General features: G+C 70.7%; 15 protein-coding genes and 2 tRNA genes. 12 read left to right on the forward strand and 5 right to left on the reverse strand.

Going from position 1 to position 15,325, the window contains the following annotated elements; all coding sequences use genetic code 11:
• Positions 1-62: 62 nt before the first annotated feature.
• Positions 63-755 (reverse strand): DUF1045 domain-containing protein, encoded by a 693-nt coding sequence (locus GSE44_RS13615; RefSeq protein ID WP_159349379.1) that lies wholly within the window; start codon positions 753-755, stop codon positions 63-65.
• Positions 752-1,891, reverse strand: coding sequence for an alpha-D-ribose 1-methylphosphonate 5-triphosphate diphosphatase (locus GSE44_RS13620; protein WP_159349380.1), 1,140 nt, complete (start codon positions 1,889-1,891; stop codon positions 752-754). Before GSE44_RS13620 ends, GSE44_RS13615 begins: the two co-directional genes overlap by 4 nt.
• 135 nt (positions 1,892-2,026) lie before the next feature.
• Between GSE44_RS13620 and phnF the strand changes: the two genes are divergently transcribed.
• A complete protein-coding gene (gene phnF / locus GSE44_RS13625) occupies positions 2,027-2,776 on the forward strand; it encodes a phosphonate metabolism transcriptional regulator PhnF (RefSeq protein WP_159349381.1) in 750 nt (249 codons plus the stop codon).
• 58 nt (positions 2,777-2,834) lie between these two features.
• On the opposite strand, the gene GSE44_RS13630 is transcribed toward phnF, so the two are convergent.
• Both GSE44_RS13630 and GSE44_RS13635 read right to left on the reverse strand, forming a co-directional pair.
• Positions 2,835-2,910 (reverse strand) — tRNA-Asn (locus tag GSE44_RS13630).
• An 85-nt stretch (positions 2,911-2,995) separates the two neighbouring features.
• Positions 2,996-3,069 (reverse strand) — tRNA-Cys (locus GSE44_RS13635).
• 120 nt (positions 3,070-3,189) lie between these two features.
• On the opposite strand from GSE44_RS13635, the gene GSE44_RS13640 reads away from it, so the two are divergent.
• The 7 genes from GSE44_RS13640 (at position 3,190) to GSE44_RS13670 (ending at position 10,154) form a co-directional block, all read left to right on the forward strand.
• Positions 3,190-3,852: a protein-L-isoaspartate O-methyltransferase family protein gene (locus tag GSE44_RS13640; RefSeq protein WP_159349382.1), complete on the forward strand. Its 663-nt coding sequence runs from the start codon at positions 3,190-3,192 to the stop codon at positions 3,850-3,852.
• A gap of 175 nt (positions 3,853-4,027) precedes the next feature.
• Complete coding sequence (locus GSE44_RS13645) at positions 4,028-5,452, forward strand: TolC family outer membrane protein (protein WP_159349383.1); 1,425 nt, start codon at positions 4,028-4,030, stop codon at positions 5,450-5,452.
• Between the two features lie 64 nt (positions 5,453-5,516).
• A complete protein-coding gene (locus tag GSE44_RS13650) occupies positions 5,517-6,161 on the forward strand; it encodes a DUF2497 domain-containing protein (protein WP_159349384.1) in 645 nt (214 codons plus the stop codon).
• Between the two features lie 85 nt (positions 6,162-6,246).
• Complete coding sequence (locus GSE44_RS13655) at positions 6,247-8,943, forward strand: valine--tRNA ligase (protein WP_159349385.1); 2,697 nt, start codon at positions 6,247-6,249, stop codon at positions 8,941-8,943.
• Positions 8,940-9,125, forward strand: coding sequence for a hypothetical protein (locus GSE44_RS13660; RefSeq protein ID WP_159349386.1), 186 nt, complete (start codon positions 8,940-8,942; stop codon positions 9,123-9,125). The genes GSE44_RS13655 and GSE44_RS13660 overlap by 4 nt, the downstream gene beginning before the upstream one ends.
• 104 nt (positions 9,126-9,229) lie before the next feature.
• Positions 9,230-9,592, forward strand: coding sequence for a hypothetical protein (locus GSE44_RS13665; protein WP_328799078.1), 363 nt, complete (start codon positions 9,230-9,232; stop codon positions 9,590-9,592).
• Positions 9,593-9,596: 4 nt separating this feature from the next.
• Positions 9,597-10,154, forward strand: a complete 558-nt coding sequence (locus GSE44_RS13670; protein WP_159349387.1) for a 3'-5' exonuclease — start codon at positions 9,597-9,599, stop codon at positions 10,152-10,154.
• A gap of 24 nt (positions 10,155-10,178) precedes the next feature.
• Here GSE44_RS13670 and GSE44_RS13675 read toward each other — a convergent pair whose 3' ends face one another.
• Positions 10,179-10,964 carry a histidine phosphatase family protein gene (locus GSE44_RS13675; protein WP_159349388.1) on the reverse strand — a complete coding sequence of 262 codons (786 nt, stop codon included), beginning with the start codon at positions 10,962-10,964 and terminating at the stop codon, positions 10,179-10,181.
• A 98-nt stretch (positions 10,965-11,062) separates the two neighbouring features.
• Here GSE44_RS13675 and ilvD point away from each other — a divergent pair, with 98 nt between their 5' ends.
• The 4 genes from ilvD to GSE44_RS13695 all read left to right on the forward strand — a co-directional run bounded on the left by ilvD (position 11,063) and on the right by GSE44_RS13695 (position 15,320).
• Positions 11,063-12,787 (forward strand): dihydroxy-acid dehydratase, encoded by a 1,725-nt coding sequence (gene ilvD, locus GSE44_RS13680; RefSeq protein WP_159349389.1) that lies wholly within the window; start codon positions 11,063-11,065, stop codon positions 12,785-12,787.
• A 69-nt stretch (positions 12,788-12,856) separates the two neighbouring features.
• Positions 12,857-13,885: a 4-hydroxythreonine-4-phosphate dehydrogenase PdxA gene (gene pdxA / locus GSE44_RS13685; RefSeq protein ID WP_159349390.1), complete on the forward strand. Its 1,029-nt coding sequence runs from the start codon at positions 12,857-12,859 to the stop codon at positions 13,883-13,885.
• Positions 13,882-14,613: a pyridoxine 5'-phosphate synthase gene (locus tag GSE44_RS13690; protein WP_159349391.1), complete on the forward strand. Its 732-nt coding sequence runs from the start codon at positions 13,882-13,884 to the stop codon at positions 14,611-14,613. The genes pdxA and GSE44_RS13690 overlap by 4 nt, the downstream gene beginning before the upstream one ends.
• Positions 14,610-15,320, forward strand: a complete 711-nt coding sequence (locus tag GSE44_RS13695) for a 2OG-Fe dioxygenase family protein (RefSeq protein WP_159349392.1) — start codon at positions 14,610-14,612, stop codon at positions 15,318-15,320. Before GSE44_RS13690 ends, GSE44_RS13695 begins: the two co-directional genes overlap by 4 nt.
• Positions 15,321-15,325: the final 5 nt, after the last annotated feature.

The raw sequence follows: 15,325 nt of genomic DNA on the forward strand, positions 1-15,325 counted from the left end.
GCAGTGGCGCGTGCCCGCCCCACTCTTGCCGCCGGCGTCGCCGGGAGGAAAGGGGGCGGGGTCTAGCCGCCGAGGGGCAGGCGCTCGGCCACGAGGAAGGGCGCGCCGGGGCCGGCCTGGGTGAAGAGGCAAAGCTCCGTCACGCGCCGGGGCCGGGCGGCGGCCCCGCCGAGGAAGGACGTCGCCGCCGGGCGGACCCGCGCATCCTGCTCCGGCGTCAGGCGCCGGGTCAGCGTCACATGGAAGAACCAGGTCCCGAAGACATGCGGATAGCCCCAGCGGTTCAGGTTAAACCGCCCGGCCGGGGAGAGGCGCTCCGGCCGGCGGCGCGCGATCTCCGCCGTATCCGGCGGCAGGCGATGCACATCCAGTGTCGCCACGCAGGCATCGGCCAGGGCCTGCAAGGCGGCACAGGGGACGGCTTCGCGCAGGGCGAGGAAGCCGTCCAGCGAAGCGATCTCCAGTGGCGGCAGGTCGAAGGGCGCGGTGGCCGCGGCCAGTTCCGCCGCATCGGCCCGCAGCGCCGCATAGCTGCCCGCCAGGCGGAAGGGGGGCTTGAGCGTTGCATGCAGCCCGTAGCCGCGTGGATCGGCTGTCAGGGCGGGCAGATCCTCGCCGGCAATATCGGGTTGGGCGAGCGAGGCGCCGGTCTCCGCATCGCGCCCGAGCCATTGGCTGCCCAGGCGGTGGAGCGGGTCCTCCAACGTCGGCGCCCAGTAGAGCGCCGCGCGGGCAGGGGAAAGGGCGCCCGTCACGCGATGCGTGCCCCGCCACGCCACACCTGCCGAACCACCGGCATGTCGCCAAATTCCTGCACATGCACGAGATCGGCCCGCAGGCCCGGCGCGATCCTCCCGCGGTCCAGCAGGCCGAGCGAGCGGGCCGGGTTGTCGGTGATCGTTGCCACGGCGCTGGGCAAGTCCATGCCGGCGACCGCGGCGAGCTTCCAGGCAGCCTCGATCATGGCGGGTGGCACGTAATCCGAGGCGATGATGTCCACCAGCCCTTCCCGCGCCAGCTCGGCCACCGAGACATTGCCGGAATGGCTACCTCCCCGGACGAGATTGGGCGCGCCGGCGATCACCGCCATGCCATGCGCCCTGGCGGCCCGGGCCGCCTCGATGTTCACCGGGAACTCGCTGATCAGGATGCCGTCCGCCGCGTTGCGGGCCACAATTTCGGCATCCCAGTCGTCATGGGTGGCCAGGGGCACGTCGCGCCCCTCGAAGAGGGCCAGGAGCGCCCGGCGGTTGGGAATGCCGACGACCTCGCGCTGCGCGGTCAGTTCAGCCATCCGGCGCTCCACCGCCTCCGGCACCCCGCCGCCCTTCACGCGCATGGCCCGGTAGCGGGCAGGGTCGATGTACTGGCCCACGCCCGGCGTGTGGTCCATCAGGCTGACCATCCGTAGCAGCGGGTGGTTGTGGTACTCCTCCAGCATCGGCAGCATGTCCTTTGCCGGCAGTTCGCAGCGCAGGTGCAGCAGGTGGTCGGTCTTCAGAACCCCGGCCTCGGTCAGCGCGCCGAGATCCCGCACCCCGTCCCGCGCCGTACGGAGCCGACTCTCATCGAAGCCGAGGTCGCCGAGGCAGAGCGCATCCAGAACCGTCGTCACCCCCGCCGCGGCCACCTGCGAGTCATGCGACAGGAAGGCCGAGACAGAGGGCCAGCGCGCCATGCTCCGCGGCATCACCTGCCGCTCGAGGTTATCGGTATGGACGTCGACCACGCCGGGAATCAGGTGGTCCTCCTGCAGGTCGATTGCGCCAGGGGCGGCGCTGCAGCCGGTGGAGACCTCGGCGATCAGCCCGTCCCGCACCACCAAGGTGCCTGTCTCGACCCTGTCCGGGAAGACGAGGCGGGCATTGGTCAGGATCGTCTCTTCGCTCATGCACCCCCTTCTGCCCGAGCCATGCGCCAGGGCAAGCCTCCCGCGGCATCCGTCACCGAGACTTAACGCATCGGGATAGATGTCTAGACAGGTTCCGCGACGCCTCGCTAACCTTTGGATCATGGAGGTGGCCCCATGACCATGGTCCTCGACCGCATCGTCCTCGATCGGGAGTGCGGCGTGGCCCTCTGGCGCCAGATCGCGGGCGCGCTGGAGTCGGCGATTGTCCAGGGCGCCCACGCGCCGGAGGAGCGCCTGCCGAGCGAGGGCAGCCTCTCCACCCGATTCGGCGTGAACCGCCACACCATCCGTCGGGCACTGGACGAACTGGAACTGCGCGGCCTGATCCGGACGGAACAGGGGCGCGGCAGCTTCGTTGCCTCAGAGGTGCTGGATTACCCGCTGCACGGCCGTACCCGCTTCTCCGAGACCATGCGCGCCCAGGGGCGGGAGCCGGCGGGCGTGATCCTGCGCCTGGGGCCGGTGCCAGCCGAGGCCGTGGTTGCCGAGGCGCTGGATATCCGCCGCAACAGGCCGGTGCTGCGGGCGGAGCGGCTGGGGCTGGCGGATGGGCGCCCGGTGGTGATCGGGGTGCATCACTTTCCGTTGCCGCGATTCGCGGCGGCCGAGGCAGCGCTGCGGACGAACGCCTCCATCACCGCGGCGCTGGCGGCCTGTGGCGTGCGGGACTACTGCCGGGCCCGCACCCGGATCACGGCCCGCCTGCCTAATGCCGAGGAGGCGCACCGGCTGCAGCAGGCACGCGGGCGCCCCGTGCTGGTGAGCGAGGCACTGAACTGTGACCCCGAGGGCCGGCCGGTGGACTTCACCCTGGCCTGCTACGCCGCCGGGCGGGTGCAGGTGCTGGTGGAGGGGGAGGGCTGAGAAAAGCGCTGAGAATGGAAAGGGGGATACGCCTTGCGGCGCATCCCCCTCCATGAAGTGGCTCCCCGAGTTGGACTCGAACCAACGACCTAGCGATTAACAGTCGCGTGCTCTACCAGCTGAGCTATCGGGGATCAGCGTCCCGCCAAACCGTAGCGGGGCGCGCCGGATACCGCGGCCTTCCCAATCCCGCAAGGGGTGATTTGGAAAGAAACGCGATGGAGGCCCGAGCGGGAATCGAACCCACATTCACGGATTTGCAGTCCGTTGCATCACCATTCTGCCATCGGGCCGGCACGCCGGGCGGATATCGCCTCCCCGGCGCGGCGGGTCAACCCGCCCAGCCCGTGTTTCCAAGCCGGGCGTGCTGAGCCTATATACCGCCCGGTTCAGTGAATGGGGCAGCGGGCGGCATGGACTACGCCGAGGCGCGCAGGCGCATGGTGGACGGGCAGGTGAAGCCCAACCGGGTGACGGATCCGCGGATCCTTCTGGCGATGCAGGAGGTGCCGCGCGAGTTCTTCGTGCCGGCGGCCCTCCGGGTGCGCGCCTTGAGCGACGAGGACCTGGCTCTTGGCGGCGGGCGCGTGCTGCTCCAGCCGATGGTGATTGCGCGGCTGCTGCAGCTCGCGGCGCCTGGCGCGGCGGAGCGGGTGCTCGTCCTGGCCTCCGGCACGGGCTATGGCGCCGCGCTGCTGGCGCATATGGGCTGCCAGGTGGTGGCGGTGGAGGACGACAAGGCGCTGCTCGAGCTGGCCGGGCCCGCCCTGGCAAGCTCCGGCCTGCCCGCCGGCTCCGTGCGGCAGCAGGTCGGCAACCCCGCCACGGGCTTCCCGGAGGGCGCGCCCTACGAGTTGATCGTGATCGAGGGGGCGGTTCCTGCCGTGCCGCCCGCCCTGGTCGAGCAACTGGCCGAGGGCGGCCGGCTGGTCGCCATCCGCCGCGAGCCGGGGGAGGCGGGTTCCGCCATCATCGGTCGGCGGGTCGGCGGGCATCTCAGCGTGGTTGACGCCTTCGACGTGCGCGGAACGCTGCTGCCGGCCTTCACGCCGAAGCCGGCCTTTCGGTTCGTCTGAAGGACCCCGTCGGACGGAAGCTTCGCCCCGGGATGCACCGGGGCAACGCTTCCGAAAGGCTTTCGCCGGTATCCTGGCCCCGCGATGGGGGACCGGGCTAAGATCGGTGGCAATAGGAATCACGTGGCCGGCATTGCGCCCCGCGGCGCTGCCGGCGGTTCGAGGATCGCAGCCGATGACCCGCACGCCCGCCTCTCTCGCGCGCCTCCGATACAGCCTCCTCGCCACGGCCGTGGCGGGCGTCGCTCTGGCCGCCGGAATCGCGCCGGCAGCGGCGCAGACGCTGCAGGAGGCGTTGGCGCAGACCTACGCCAACAACCCCACCCTCGCGACTGCACGCGCCCAGTTGCGCGTGGTGGATGAGAACGTGCCGCAGGCCCTGGCCGGTTGGCGCCCAACGGTCAGCCTCTCCGGCAGCGCCGGCTATACGGATGGCAGCATCCGGTCCCGCACCACCCTGGCGAACGGGCGCCGGATCGGCGTCACGACCGATCAGGACCGCCCCGTCGGCAGCGTCGCCGCCACCGTTACCCAGCCGCTCTATCGCGGCGGGCGCACCGTTGCCGCGACCCGGCGGGCGGAAAACCAGGTCCTCGCCCAGCGCGCGCGCCTGCTCGCAGCAGAGCAGCAAGTGCTGCAGGACACCGTCTCGGCCTATGTGAATGTCATCCGCTTCCAGGAGGAAGTGCGCCTCAACGTCAACAACGTGCAGGTGCTGCAGCGCCAGCTGGATGCGACGAATGAGCGCTTCCGGGTTGGCGAGATCACCCGCACCGATGTCGCCCAGGCCGAGTCGCGCCTTGCCGGCTCCCGCGCGGCCCGCGCCGATTCGGAAGGCCAGCTGCAGATCGCACGCTCCACCTTCCAGCGCGTCGTCGGCCTCGCGCCAACCCGCATGACCGCCCCGCAGCCACTTCGCCCCGCGGTGCGCAGCGGGCAGGACGCCATGCAGGTGGCGGCACTGAACAACCCGGCCGTGGTCGCGGCATTGTTCGACGAGGCTGCCGGCCGCGACTTCATCGACGTGCAGCTTTCCGCCCTGCTGCCCCAGGCCAGCCTGCAGGCCCAGGCCTTCCGCAACGATAACCAGCAGTCGGCTGGCACCCGCATCACGGGCGAGAGCCTCACCGCCACCCTGACCGTTCCGCTCTATCAGGGTGGCGCCGAATATGCCGCCGTCCGGCAAGCCCGGCAGGACGCGAACCGGCTGCGTCAGGTGGTGGACGACCAGCGCCGGACCGCTTCCCAGCAGGCTTCCCAGGCCTGGGAAACGCTGGTGAGCGCCCGCGCCACGGTCGACAGTGTCCGCTCCCAGATCCGCGCCGCCGAAATCGCGCTGGATGGCGTGCAGCGCGAGGCCGTGGTCGGCAGCCGCACCACGCTCGACGTGCTGAATGCGGAGCAGGAGTTGCTGAACGCCCGCGTCTCGCTCGTGCGCGCCCTGGCCAATGTGGTCACGGCCAGCCATTCCGTCGCCCAGGCCGTGGGCCGGCTGACCGCGCGGGACCTTGCCCTGCCGGTCGCCCTTTACGACCAGGAAGCCTATTACCGCGCCGTGCGTGACCGCTGGGCCGGCCTTGGCGACTATGCCGCGCCCTAGGCCGTCCGGGACTGATTGCGAAACCGCGCCCGGTGGACTGCCGGGCTGATTGAAGGAGCACCGCATGTCCGGCGCCGCCACCCCGGGTCAGGACCCGTCGATGGAGGACATCCTCGCCTCCATCAGAAAGATCCTGAACGAGGAGGAGGCGGAGCCGGCGGCCGCGAAGCCGCAGGCCCGCCCGGCTCCGCTCCCGGAGCCCGAGCCCCTGGAGTTGACGGAGGCGATGCTCGTCGTCGCGCCGGAGCCGCCGGCTCCCACCCCTCCGGTGCCTCGGGTGGACGCCATGGCCGAGGTGCCGTCGAGGGCGCAGGCACCTGCCGCTCCCGCCCATCCGGCCCAGGTGGAGCTGCCGCCCGCGCCTGCTTCCGTGAGGACCGAAGCTCCCGCTACGCCCCCGGAGCTCCCGGCCTCGGCGCCCGAGCCCGCAGTTCCGGCACCTGCGCCCGCTGCGGCGCCGGTAGTGGATGAGGGATTGGTGGCGCCTGCAACGGCCGCCGCGGCCGCGGCCTTGCTCGGCCAGTTGGCCCGTACGGTTGCCGCGGAACGGGCCGCGCCGGTCCATCGCGCTGGCCCGTCGATCGAGGATGTGGTGCGGGAGGAGATCCGGCCCCTCCTGAAGGAGTGGCTGGATACACATTTGCCGGCGCTCATGGAGCGGCTTGTGCGGGCCGAGATCGAACGGGTGGTCAGCCGCTCCCTGGGATAACCGGCGCGGGGCCTGCGCCGGGATCAGGGCAGGGCAGGGGCATCTCCACTTGACGGGCGGCGCCCCCCCCGCCAAGCCTCCGCCCATGCTCGACAAGACGCTCTCGCCCGCCGGCTTTGAGCCGCGCCTGTACGAAGGCTGGGAAGGCGCCGGCGCCTTCACGGCGAACCCGGCCTCGGCCGCCAAGCCCTTCACCATCATGATTCCGCCGCCCAATGTCACGGGCAGCCTGCATGTCGGCCACGCCCTGGACGTCACCATCCAGGACACGCTGATCCGCTTCCGCCGGATGCAGGGCCGGGACGCGCTGTGGCAGCCCGGAACGGACCATGCCGGCATCGCCACCCAGATGGTGGTGGAACGCCTGCTCGCCTCCGAGGGCAAGGACCGGCGCGAGATGGGCCGCGAGGCATTCCTCGACCGCGTCTGGCAATGGAAGGCCGAGAGCGGCGGCACCATCACCCGCCAGCTGCGCCGCATGGGCGCAAGCCTCGACTGGTCGCGTGAGCGCTTCACCATGGACGAGGGCCTGTCCGAGGCAGTGCGGGAGGTCTTCGTGACCCTGCACCGCCAGGGCCTGATGTACCGCGATCGGCGGCTGGTGAACTGGGACGTGAAGTTCCAAACCGCTATTTCGGACCTCGAGGTCGAGAGCCGCGAGGTGAAGGGCAATCTCTGGCACCTGCGCTACCCGGTGGAGGGCCAGCCCGGCCGCTTCCTGGTTGTGGCGACGACCCGTCCTGAGACGATGCTGGGGGACACCGCCGTGGCGGTGAATCCCGGCGATGAGCGCTTCCAGGACCTTATCGGCAAGTTCGTGACCCTGCCGATAGTCGGGCGCCGAATCCCCGTGGTGGCCGATGAGTATTCGGACCCGGAGAAAGGCTCGGGCGCGGTGAAGATCACCCCCGCCCATGACTTCAACGACTTCGAGGTTGCCCGCCGCCACGACCTGCCCTCGCCGACTGTGCTGGACCCGGAGGGGCGCGTCATCCTCGCCGAGATCGAGGCGGAAATCCGCGCCATCCCCGGCGTTGCCGAGCCCGAGGTGCTGTCCTCCCTTGCCGGGCTGGACCGCTTCGAGGCCCGCAAGGCCGTGCTGGCCGAGCTCGAAAGGCTGGAGCTGATCGAGCAGATCGAGCCGCACACCCATGCCGTGCCGCATGGCGACCGCTCCGGAGTGCCTATCGAGCCGCGCCTGACCTGGCAGTGGTATGCCGATGCCGCGACGCTCGCGAAGCCGGCCATCGAGGCGGTGGAGCAGGGCCGCACACAGTTCGTGCCGAAGCAGTGGGAGAACACTTTCTTCGCCTGGATGCGCGACATCCAGCCCTGGTGCGTCTCCCGTCAGCTCTGGTGGGGCCACCAGATTCCCGCCTGGTACGGGCCGGACGGGCAGGTCTTCGTGGAGCGCACTGAAGGCGAGGCCGAGGCCGCCGCCCGCGCACATTACGGTCAGGACCTGCCGCTCACCCGCGATCCGGACGTGCTGGACACCTGGTTCAGCTCCGGGCTCTGGCCCTTCTCGACCCTGGGCTGGCCGCGCCAGACGCCGGAGCTTGAGCGCTACTATCCCGGCGACGTGCTGGTGACGGGCTTCGACATCATCTTCTTCTGGGTCGCCCGGATGATGATGCTGGGGATCCACTTCATGGGCGACGTGCCCTTCAAGGTGGTGAACATCCACGGCCTCGTGCGCGACGAGCGCGGGCAGAAGATGTCCAAGTCCAAGGGCAATGTCATGGATCCGCTGGAGCTGGCGGATGCCTATGGCGCCGACGCCCTGCGCTTCACCCTGGCCTCCTTCGCGGGCCCCGGGCGCGACGTGCGGCTTGGCCGGCAGAAGGTGGAAAGCAACCGCGCCTTCGTCACCAAGCTGTGGAACGCCGCCCGCTTCTGCGAGATGAACGGCATCGCGCCGGACGCCTCCTTCAGCCCGATGGCCGCCGCCACCCCGCTCGCGCGCTGGATCATCGATGCCGGCAATGCGGCCGTCGCCGAGGCGACCTCTGCGTTGGAGGCCTACCGCCTCGATGACTATGCGGCCGTCCTCTACCGCTTCACCTGGGGCAGCTTCTGCGACTGGTTCCTGGAGTTGGCGAAGCCTGCGCTGATGGGACCCGACGGAGCGGAAAAGGACGAGGCGAAGGGGGCGGCCCAACATGTGCTCGGCCTTATTCTGCGCCTTGCCCATCCGGTCATGCCCTATGTGACCGAGGAGCTGTGGGACCACTTCGGCTACGGGCCGGAGGGCAGCCTGATCCGCACCCCTTGGCCGGAGCCCGTCGCTGTCATGGGGGCCGAAGAGGCCCGGGCGGAGTTGAATTGGCTGGTGGGCTTCATCTCCGAGGTCCGCGCCGTGCGCGCGGAGGTGAACGTGCCCCCCTCCATCACCGTGCCGCTCCTGGTGCAGGGCGCGAGCGCGGAGTCGCTGGCCCGCGCCGCCCGCTGGATTGACCCGATCCGGCGCCTGGCCCGTGCCACGGAGGTGACCCCGCTCGAAGGCCCGGCGCCCGAGGGCGTGGCCCAGGCGGTGGTGGGCGAGGCGACGGTGATGCTGCCACTCGCCGGGGTGGTGGACCTCGCCGCCGAGCGCACCCGCCTGGCGAAGGAGCATGCCAAGGTCGAGGCCGAGGCGCGCAAGATCGCGACCAAGCTGGCCAATCCCGACTTCACCACCCGCGCCAAGGAGGAGGTGGTGACGGAGACACGCGAGCGCCTTTCCGCCGCCGAGGCCGAGGCGGCGCGGCTGGCGGCGGCCATCGCCCGCATCGCGGCATGAGGTTCTTCGACTTCTTCGCCCTGACCGTGCTTGCGACCGTGCCCATCCTGTGGTGCCGGTCGCGGCTTCCGAAGCTGAACCGGGAGCCGCCGATCACGGACCAGCAGGCGGTGAGGATCGGGGTGGTCCTCAGCACGCTGCTCTGCGGGATCTACATCATCCGCTACATCGTCTACCGATAAGCCGGAGGGTTGCGTGGAACGCAACCCGGACGGGGTCCGCGGCTTCTGTCTTGATGTGCACGGAGGCGCGTCTTGTCCAGGCCACGGACCCGCAGAGATTGCCCATGCCCGATCAGGTCGCACCCACCCGCCATGCCGAGGGGGCGGACACCCGTCGGCGCATCTGGGCCATCGTGGGCGGCTCATCGGGCTTCTACACATCCATCTCCGGCGTGGTGAAGGCGGAGTTCCTTCCGGCGGAGATCCGCGCGCTCGGCGTGGGGCTGGGCTATGCCATCGCCAACAGCCTCTTCGGCGGCACGGCGGAATACGTGGCGCTGTGGTTCAAGTCGCAGGGGATGGAGACGACCTTCTTCTGGTACGTCTCCGGCTTCTGCATCCTCTCGCTTCTCTCGGCCCTGTCGATGCACGACACGCGGGTGCACGGGCACCTTGCGCGGGAAGAGGCGGGGGGCGTGCTGAGCTGATCGCGTGATCGTCTTCCTGGATTTCGAGGCCAGCAGCCTGGGCAAGCGCGGCTTTCCCATCGAGGTCGGCTGGGTCGCGGAAGACGGGAGCGGGGAGGGCCATCTGATCCGCCCCGCCCCGGAATGGGAGGAGTGGGACGAGGCCGCCGAGCGGATCCACGGCCTCAGCCGGGACCGTTTGGAACGGGAGGGGGAGCCGCATGAGGCGGTGGCCCGCCGCATGGTCGAGGTGCTGGCCGGGCACGACCTCTATGCCTCGGCGCCCTCCTGGGATGGGCAATGGCTCAGCCGCCTGCTCCGTGCGGCCGGCCTGCCCCGGCATGCGCTGCGGCTCGGGGATACGGAGGACGTGCAGCGCATCGCCGCCCTGGAAGAGCTCGAGCGCCTGGGTGTGCCGGTCGAGGCCCGGACAGGCCTGGCCGGGCAGGTTCTGGAGGCGGCCCGCCGCGCGGAGGAGGGAGCGGGTCCGCCCGCTCACCGGGCGCTGGACGATGCGCGGCGCGAGTGGCGCATCTGGCAGGAGGTGCGCCGCCGGGCGGCGGATGCCGCCCGAACGGCATAGCAGGATTTGCGCGAGGGCTGGCCCCTAGCCCCGCCCGGCCTGCAGCAGCGCGGGCCAGTCAGTGGGGCGGATGCGGCCGATGGCCTGGAATCCCGGCGCTGCCGCAATGGGCTGGAAGGCGATGATTTCGGCCTCAGTGATGTCGGCGAAGGCCTGGCCGGCCGCATCCGCAATATTCGGCCGATGCGCCACGATCAGCGTTACGCGCCCGGGCTCCGGCGCCGTCCGCAGCATGGTCCTGAGCGCCTCCGCCTGGGGCGAGGCCGGTCCTTTCGCGAGCATCCGCCCGCCATCATTGAGCGCTCCGTCTGCCTCCGCGCCGGACAGCCCCATGAGCAGGGCTGCCTCTCGGGCGCGGCAGTACTCGCTCGTCACGATGCGCCCGACGGTTACGCCCATGTCGCGCAGAGCCGCCCCGATGTCGCGGGCGGTCCGCCGACCGGCATCGCTCAGGTTCCGCTGGGTGCCGCAATTTGAGAAGTCGATCTCCTCGGCATCCGCCTGGTGGCTCTCCGTCGCGGGGTGCCTGACATAAAGCACGAGGCCACCGCCCCGCAGCGCTGAGGCGAGTTCCGCGCCGGCGAGAAAATGGGTCGGGCCCTGGGCCAGCGCACCACTGCCGAGAAGGCCGACCAGAAGGGCCAGCAGGCTGCATTTGGCGCGCATCCGTGCGTCCTTCCGAGGGATGCGCCGCCCCAGGGCGGCGGTGCCGGATATTACCCCGGTGGCATAATGGGCCGCGTTGACATGCTTGTGTTGGGCCGCCGAAGCCAGCGGCGGCAAGGCCCAGCGCACCGGGGCGATGCCCATTCCGAGGCCCGGCCGAGGCCCGCGCGCCTGCGTCGCGCCAGCGCCGTTGCCGCAGCCGGTTTGTTGCGCGATACACGCCGGCCGAGAGGACAATGCCAATGCCGGACAACACCTGGGACAAGTCCCGCCTTCCCAGCCGCCACGTGACGGTTGGCCCCGAGCGCGCCCCGCACCGCAGCTACTACTATGCGATGGGCCTTACCGAGGAGGAGATCGCCCAGCCGCTGATCGGCGTGGCGACCTGCTGGAACGAGGCCGCGCCCTGCAACATCGCGCTCAGCCGCCAGGCGCAGAGCGTGAAGACTGGCGTGAAGCAGGCGCATGGCACACCGCGCGAATTCACCACCATTACGGTGACCGACGGCATTGCCATGGGTCACCAGGGCATGAAGTCCTCTCTCGCCAGCCGTGACGCCATCGCGGATACGGTCGAGCTGACCATGCGCGGCCATTGCTATGACGCGATGGTCGGGCTGGCCGGCTGCGACAAGTCGCTGCCCGGCATGATGATGGCCATGCTGCGCCTGAACGTGCCCAGCGTGTTCATGTATGGCGGCTCCATCCTGCCCGGCACCTATAAGGGCCGCGACGTGACGGTGGTGGACGTGTTCGAGGCCGTGGGCATGCATGCCGCCGGCAACATGTCCGACGAGGACCTGCACGCGCTGGAATGCGTGGCCTGCCCGAGCGCCGGCGCCTGCGGCGGCCAGTTCACGGCCAACACCATGGCCACCGTGTCTGAGGCGATCGGCCTTGCTCTCCCCGGCTCCGCCGGCGCCCCGGCGCCCTATGAGGACCGCGACAAGTGGGCTGTGGAATCCGGCAAGGCCGTGATGGAGCTGCTGCGGAAGAACATTCGCCCGCGCGACATCGTCACCAAGGAGTCGCTCTATAACGCGGCGCTGATCGTGGGCGCCACGGGCGGCTCCACCAATGCCGGGCTGCACCTGCCCGCGATGGCGCATGAAGCGGGGATCAGCTTCACGCTGCAGGACGTGGCCGAGATCATGCGCAAGGCGCCCTATATCGGCGACCTGAAGCCGGGCGGCCGCTACGTGGCCTTCGATGTCTATAAGATCGGCGGCATTCCGGTCATCGTGAAGGCGCTGCTCGACGCAGGGTTGCTGCATGGCGACTGCATGACCGTGACCGGCAAGTCCCTGGCGGAGAACCACCGGGAGGTGATCTTCCCCAAGGACCAGGACGTGATCCGCCCGGTCTCCAACCCACTCTCCGAGACGGGCGGCGTGGTCGGGCTGAAGGGCAATCTCGCCCCGGACGGAGCCATCGTGAAGATCGCCGGCATGAAGGAGCTTCGCTTCGAGGGCACGGCGCTGTGCTTCGACTGCGAGGAGGATGCCTTCGCCGCCGTCGACCAGCGCGCCTACAAGCCGGGCGACGTCATCATTATCCGCTACGAGGGCCCGAAGGGCGGTCCCGGCATGCGCGAGATGCTCTCCACCACGGCCGCGCTGTATGGCCAGGGCATGGGCGGGGAGGTCGCGCTCATCACGGACGGCCGCTTCTCCGGCGCCACCCGCGGGTTCTGCATCGGCCATGTGGGGCCGGAAGCTGCGGTGGGCGGCCCCATCGCCCTGCTGCAGAACGGCGACCGCATCATCATCGACGCGGAGAAGGGCACGATCGATGTAGACCTCCCCGATGAAGAGATGGCGAAGCGGAAGGCGGCCTGGAGGCCGCGGGGCACGGACTACAATGCCGGCGCGCTGTGGAAGTATGCGCAGCTGGTCGGCCCGGCCCATCTTGGCGCCGTGACCCATCCGGGTGGCGCCGCCGAGACCCACGTCTACGCCGACATCTGACGGGGACGGGGCAGCCATGATCCGCGCATGGGATGTGGCGCGGATCGGCGGTGTGCCAGTCTCGCCGGCATGAGCACCGCGCCGCCCCCCGGGCCGCCCCTTGCGCTGACCATGGGAGACCCCGCCGGCATCGGCGGGGAGCTGACCCTGGCGGCCTGGGCGCGGCTGCGGCGGGACGGGCCCGCCTTTGTGGCGCTGGACGATCCCTCGCGGCTGACCGCGCTGGCCACGCGGCTGGGCTGGGAGGTTCCCATCGCCCAGGTGGCCGGGCCCGAGGAGGCGGCCGCCGTCTTCCCGAATTGCCTGCCGGTGATGACCATCCGCCTGCCTGCGCCCTGCATTCCGGGCCGGCCGGATCCCGCCAATGCTCCCGCCGTGCTCGGCTCCATCGAAAGGGCGGTGGCATTGGCGCAGTCGGGCCGGGCCAGCGCGGTGGTCACCAATCCGATCAGCAAGGCGACGCTCTACCGCACTGGCTTCGCCTTCCCCGGCCATACCGAGTTCCTGGGCGCCCTGACCGGCACAGCGGAGCCGCCGGTGATGCTGCTGGCCTCGCCCATGCTGCGGGTGGTGCCGGTCACCATCCACGTCTCGCTGCGCCGGGCGCTCGATACACTGACGACCGCCGAAATCATCCGCACCGGGCTGGCTCTGGCCCGCGGGCTGCGCGAGGGCTTCGGCATCGCGGCGCCGCGCATCGCCGTCGCCGGGCTCAACCCCCATGCGGGGGAGGACGGCGCGATGGGCGACGAGGAGCCCCGCCTCGTCGTCCCGGCCATCGAAGCGCTGCGCGCCGAGGGGGTGGAGGCCTTCGGCCCGTTGCCCCCTGACACCATGTTCACCGCCCGCGCCCGCCAGACCTATGATGCGGCCCTCTGCCTCTACCACGATCAGGCGCTGATCCCGATCAAGACGCTGGACATGGATGGCGGCGTGAACGTCACCCTGGGGCTACCCATCGTGCGGACCTCGCCCGACCATGGTACCGCCTTCGGCATTGCGGGCCAGGGCATCGCCGACCCGGGCAGCCTGATTGCCGCCCTCCGCCTCGCAGCCGACATGGCCGCGAGGCGCCATCCGAAGGCCGCCGCCGAATGACCCCGATCCGCCTCGGCGTAAACGTCGATCACGTCGCCACCCTGCGCAACGCCCGTGGCGGCTCGCATCCGGATCCCCTGGCGGCCGCCCGCCTGGCCCTGGCGAATGGTGCCGACAGCATCACGATCCACCTGCGGGAGGACCGCCGGCACATCCGCGACGCCGATTGCCACGCCATGCGGGAGGCGCTGACCGCGCCCATCAACCTGGAAATGGCGGCGACCGCCGAGATGCAGGCGATCGCGACCGCCCTGCGCCCCCATGCCTGCTGCCTCGTCCCGGAGCGGCGGGCCGAGTTGACCACCGAGGGCGGGCTGGACGCGGCCGGGCAGGCGGAGGCCCTGGCGCCGGTCGTCGCCGCGCTGAATGGCGCCGGGATCCGAGTCTCCCTCTTCCTCGATCCGGACCTGCGCCAGCTGGAGGCCGCCGCACGCCTCGGGGCCCGGGCGGTGGAACTGCATACCGGCACCTTCTGCGAGGCAGCCCCCGGCGTGGCACGGAACCGGGAGCTGGCGCGGCTGGTGGCGGCGGCGCGGCAGGTCGCGTCCCTCGGGATGGAATGCCATGCGGGCCATGGCCTTGACTACGACACTGCCCCCTTGTTGGCCGCCGTGCCGGAGGTGGTGGAGCTGAACATCGGCCACTTCCTTATGGGGCAGGCGCTGTTCGAGGGCCTTCCCGCCGCCGTGGCCCAGATGCGACGCGTCATGGAGGAGGCCCGCCGATGAGCCCGCTCGCCTGCCCAATTGCCGCCACCGGCTATGCCCCACTCTCGGGCGCAGAGACCCGCACGGCCTTCGATCCGGCGGGCGCTGCCCTCTCAGGCGCCGAATGGGCGCGCTTCGCGGCAAGCTGGGACGACCTCCGCCCGGACGGCTTCATGGCAGATGGCGGTCGCTACCGCCTTCGCCGCCATGCCGTCTATGCCGCAGCTCCGGGCGGGCCGCTCGTCCGCGGACCGCACCAGCCGCATTTCCAGGCGCGGGCCTATAACCAGCTGAACGGCGGCATCGAGCGCTGGTTCGAGCCCGTCGCGCCGGAGACGGGCGAGGGGCCAGCCCTGACCGCCCTGCTCGCCGGCGCCCGCGGCGTCTTCGAGGAACTGGCGCCGGGCGCCGCCTGGCATGTCGAGGTGCACCAGTTCCGTATCGAGGCCCGGCCGGACGAGGCCGGACGGCCCACCCCCGAGGGGATGCATGCGGACGGGGTGGACTATGTGATGGTGATGATGGTCGGGCGGGAGAATGTCGAGGGCGGCGTCACCGGCATCCAGATCGACGGGCGCCAGGAGGCAAGCTTCACCCTCTCATCCCCCTGCGACGCGGTGCTGCTGGACGACCGCCGGGTGATGCATGGCGTCACCCCGATCCACCCGCTGGACCCGGCGCGCCCCGGTCACCGGGACGTGCTGGTCCTCACCTTCGCCCGCCGCTGAGCGGG

It is taken from the genome of Muricoccus harenae, from assembly GCF_009848505.1.
Lineage (GTDB): Bacteria > Pseudomonadota > Alphaproteobacteria > Acetobacterales > Acetobacteraceae > Roseomonas > Roseomonas harenae.

What these genes read in the sequence shown, in the direction of transcription:
- pdxA (WP_159349390.1), top strand. Translation starts at nt 12,857, where the DNA reads ATGAGCACCGCGCCGCCCCCCGGGCCGCCCCTTGCGCTGACCATGGGA.
- GSE44_RS13695 (WP_159349392.1), top strand. Translation starts at nt 14,610, where the DNA reads ATGAGCCCGCTCGCCTGCCCAATTGCCGCCACCGGCTATGCCCCACTC.
- GSE44_RS13650 (WP_159349384.1), top strand. Translation starts at nt 5,517, where the DNA reads ATGTCCGGCGCCGCCACCCCGGGTCAGGACCCGTCGATGGAGGACATC.
- GSE44_RS13620 (WP_159349380.1), bottom strand. Translation starts at nt 1,891, where the DNA reads ATGAGCGAAGAGACGATCCTGACCAATGCCCGCCTCGTCTTCCCGGAC.
- GSE44_RS13660 (WP_159349386.1), top strand. Translation starts at nt 8,940, where the DNA reads ATGAGGTTCTTCGACTTCTTCGCCCTGACCGTGCTTGCGACCGTGCCC.
- phnF (WP_159349381.1), top strand. Translation starts at nt 2,027, where the DNA reads ATGACCATGGTCCTCGACCGCATCGTCCTCGATCGGGAGTGCGGCGTG.
- GSE44_RS13645 (WP_159349383.1), top strand. Translation starts at nt 4,028, where the DNA reads ATGACCCGCACGCCCGCCTCTCTCGCGCGCCTCCGATACAGCCTCCTC.
- GSE44_RS13655 (WP_159349385.1), top strand. Translation starts at nt 6,247, where the DNA reads ATGCTCGACAAGACGCTCTCGCCCGCCGGCTTTGAGCCGCGCCTGTAC.
- ilvD (WP_159349389.1), top strand. Translation starts at nt 11,063, where the DNA reads ATGCCGGACAACACCTGGGACAAGTCCCGCCTTCCCAGCCGCCACGTG.
- GSE44_RS13640 (WP_159349382.1), top strand. Translation starts at nt 3,190, where the DNA reads ATGGACTACGCCGAGGCGCGCAGGCGCATGGTGGACGGGCAGGTGAAG.
- GSE44_RS13675 (WP_159349388.1), bottom strand. Translation starts at nt 10,964, where the DNA reads ATGGGCATCGCCCCGGTGCGCTGGGCCTTGCCGCCGCTGGCTTCGGCG.
- GSE44_RS13665 (WP_328799078.1), top strand. Translation starts at nt 9,230, where the DNA reads ATGCCCGATCAGGTCGCACCCACCCGCCATGCCGAGGGGGCGGACACC.
- GSE44_RS13690 (WP_159349391.1), top strand. Translation starts at nt 13,882, where the DNA reads ATGACCCCGATCCGCCTCGGCGTAAACGTCGATCACGTCGCCACCCTG.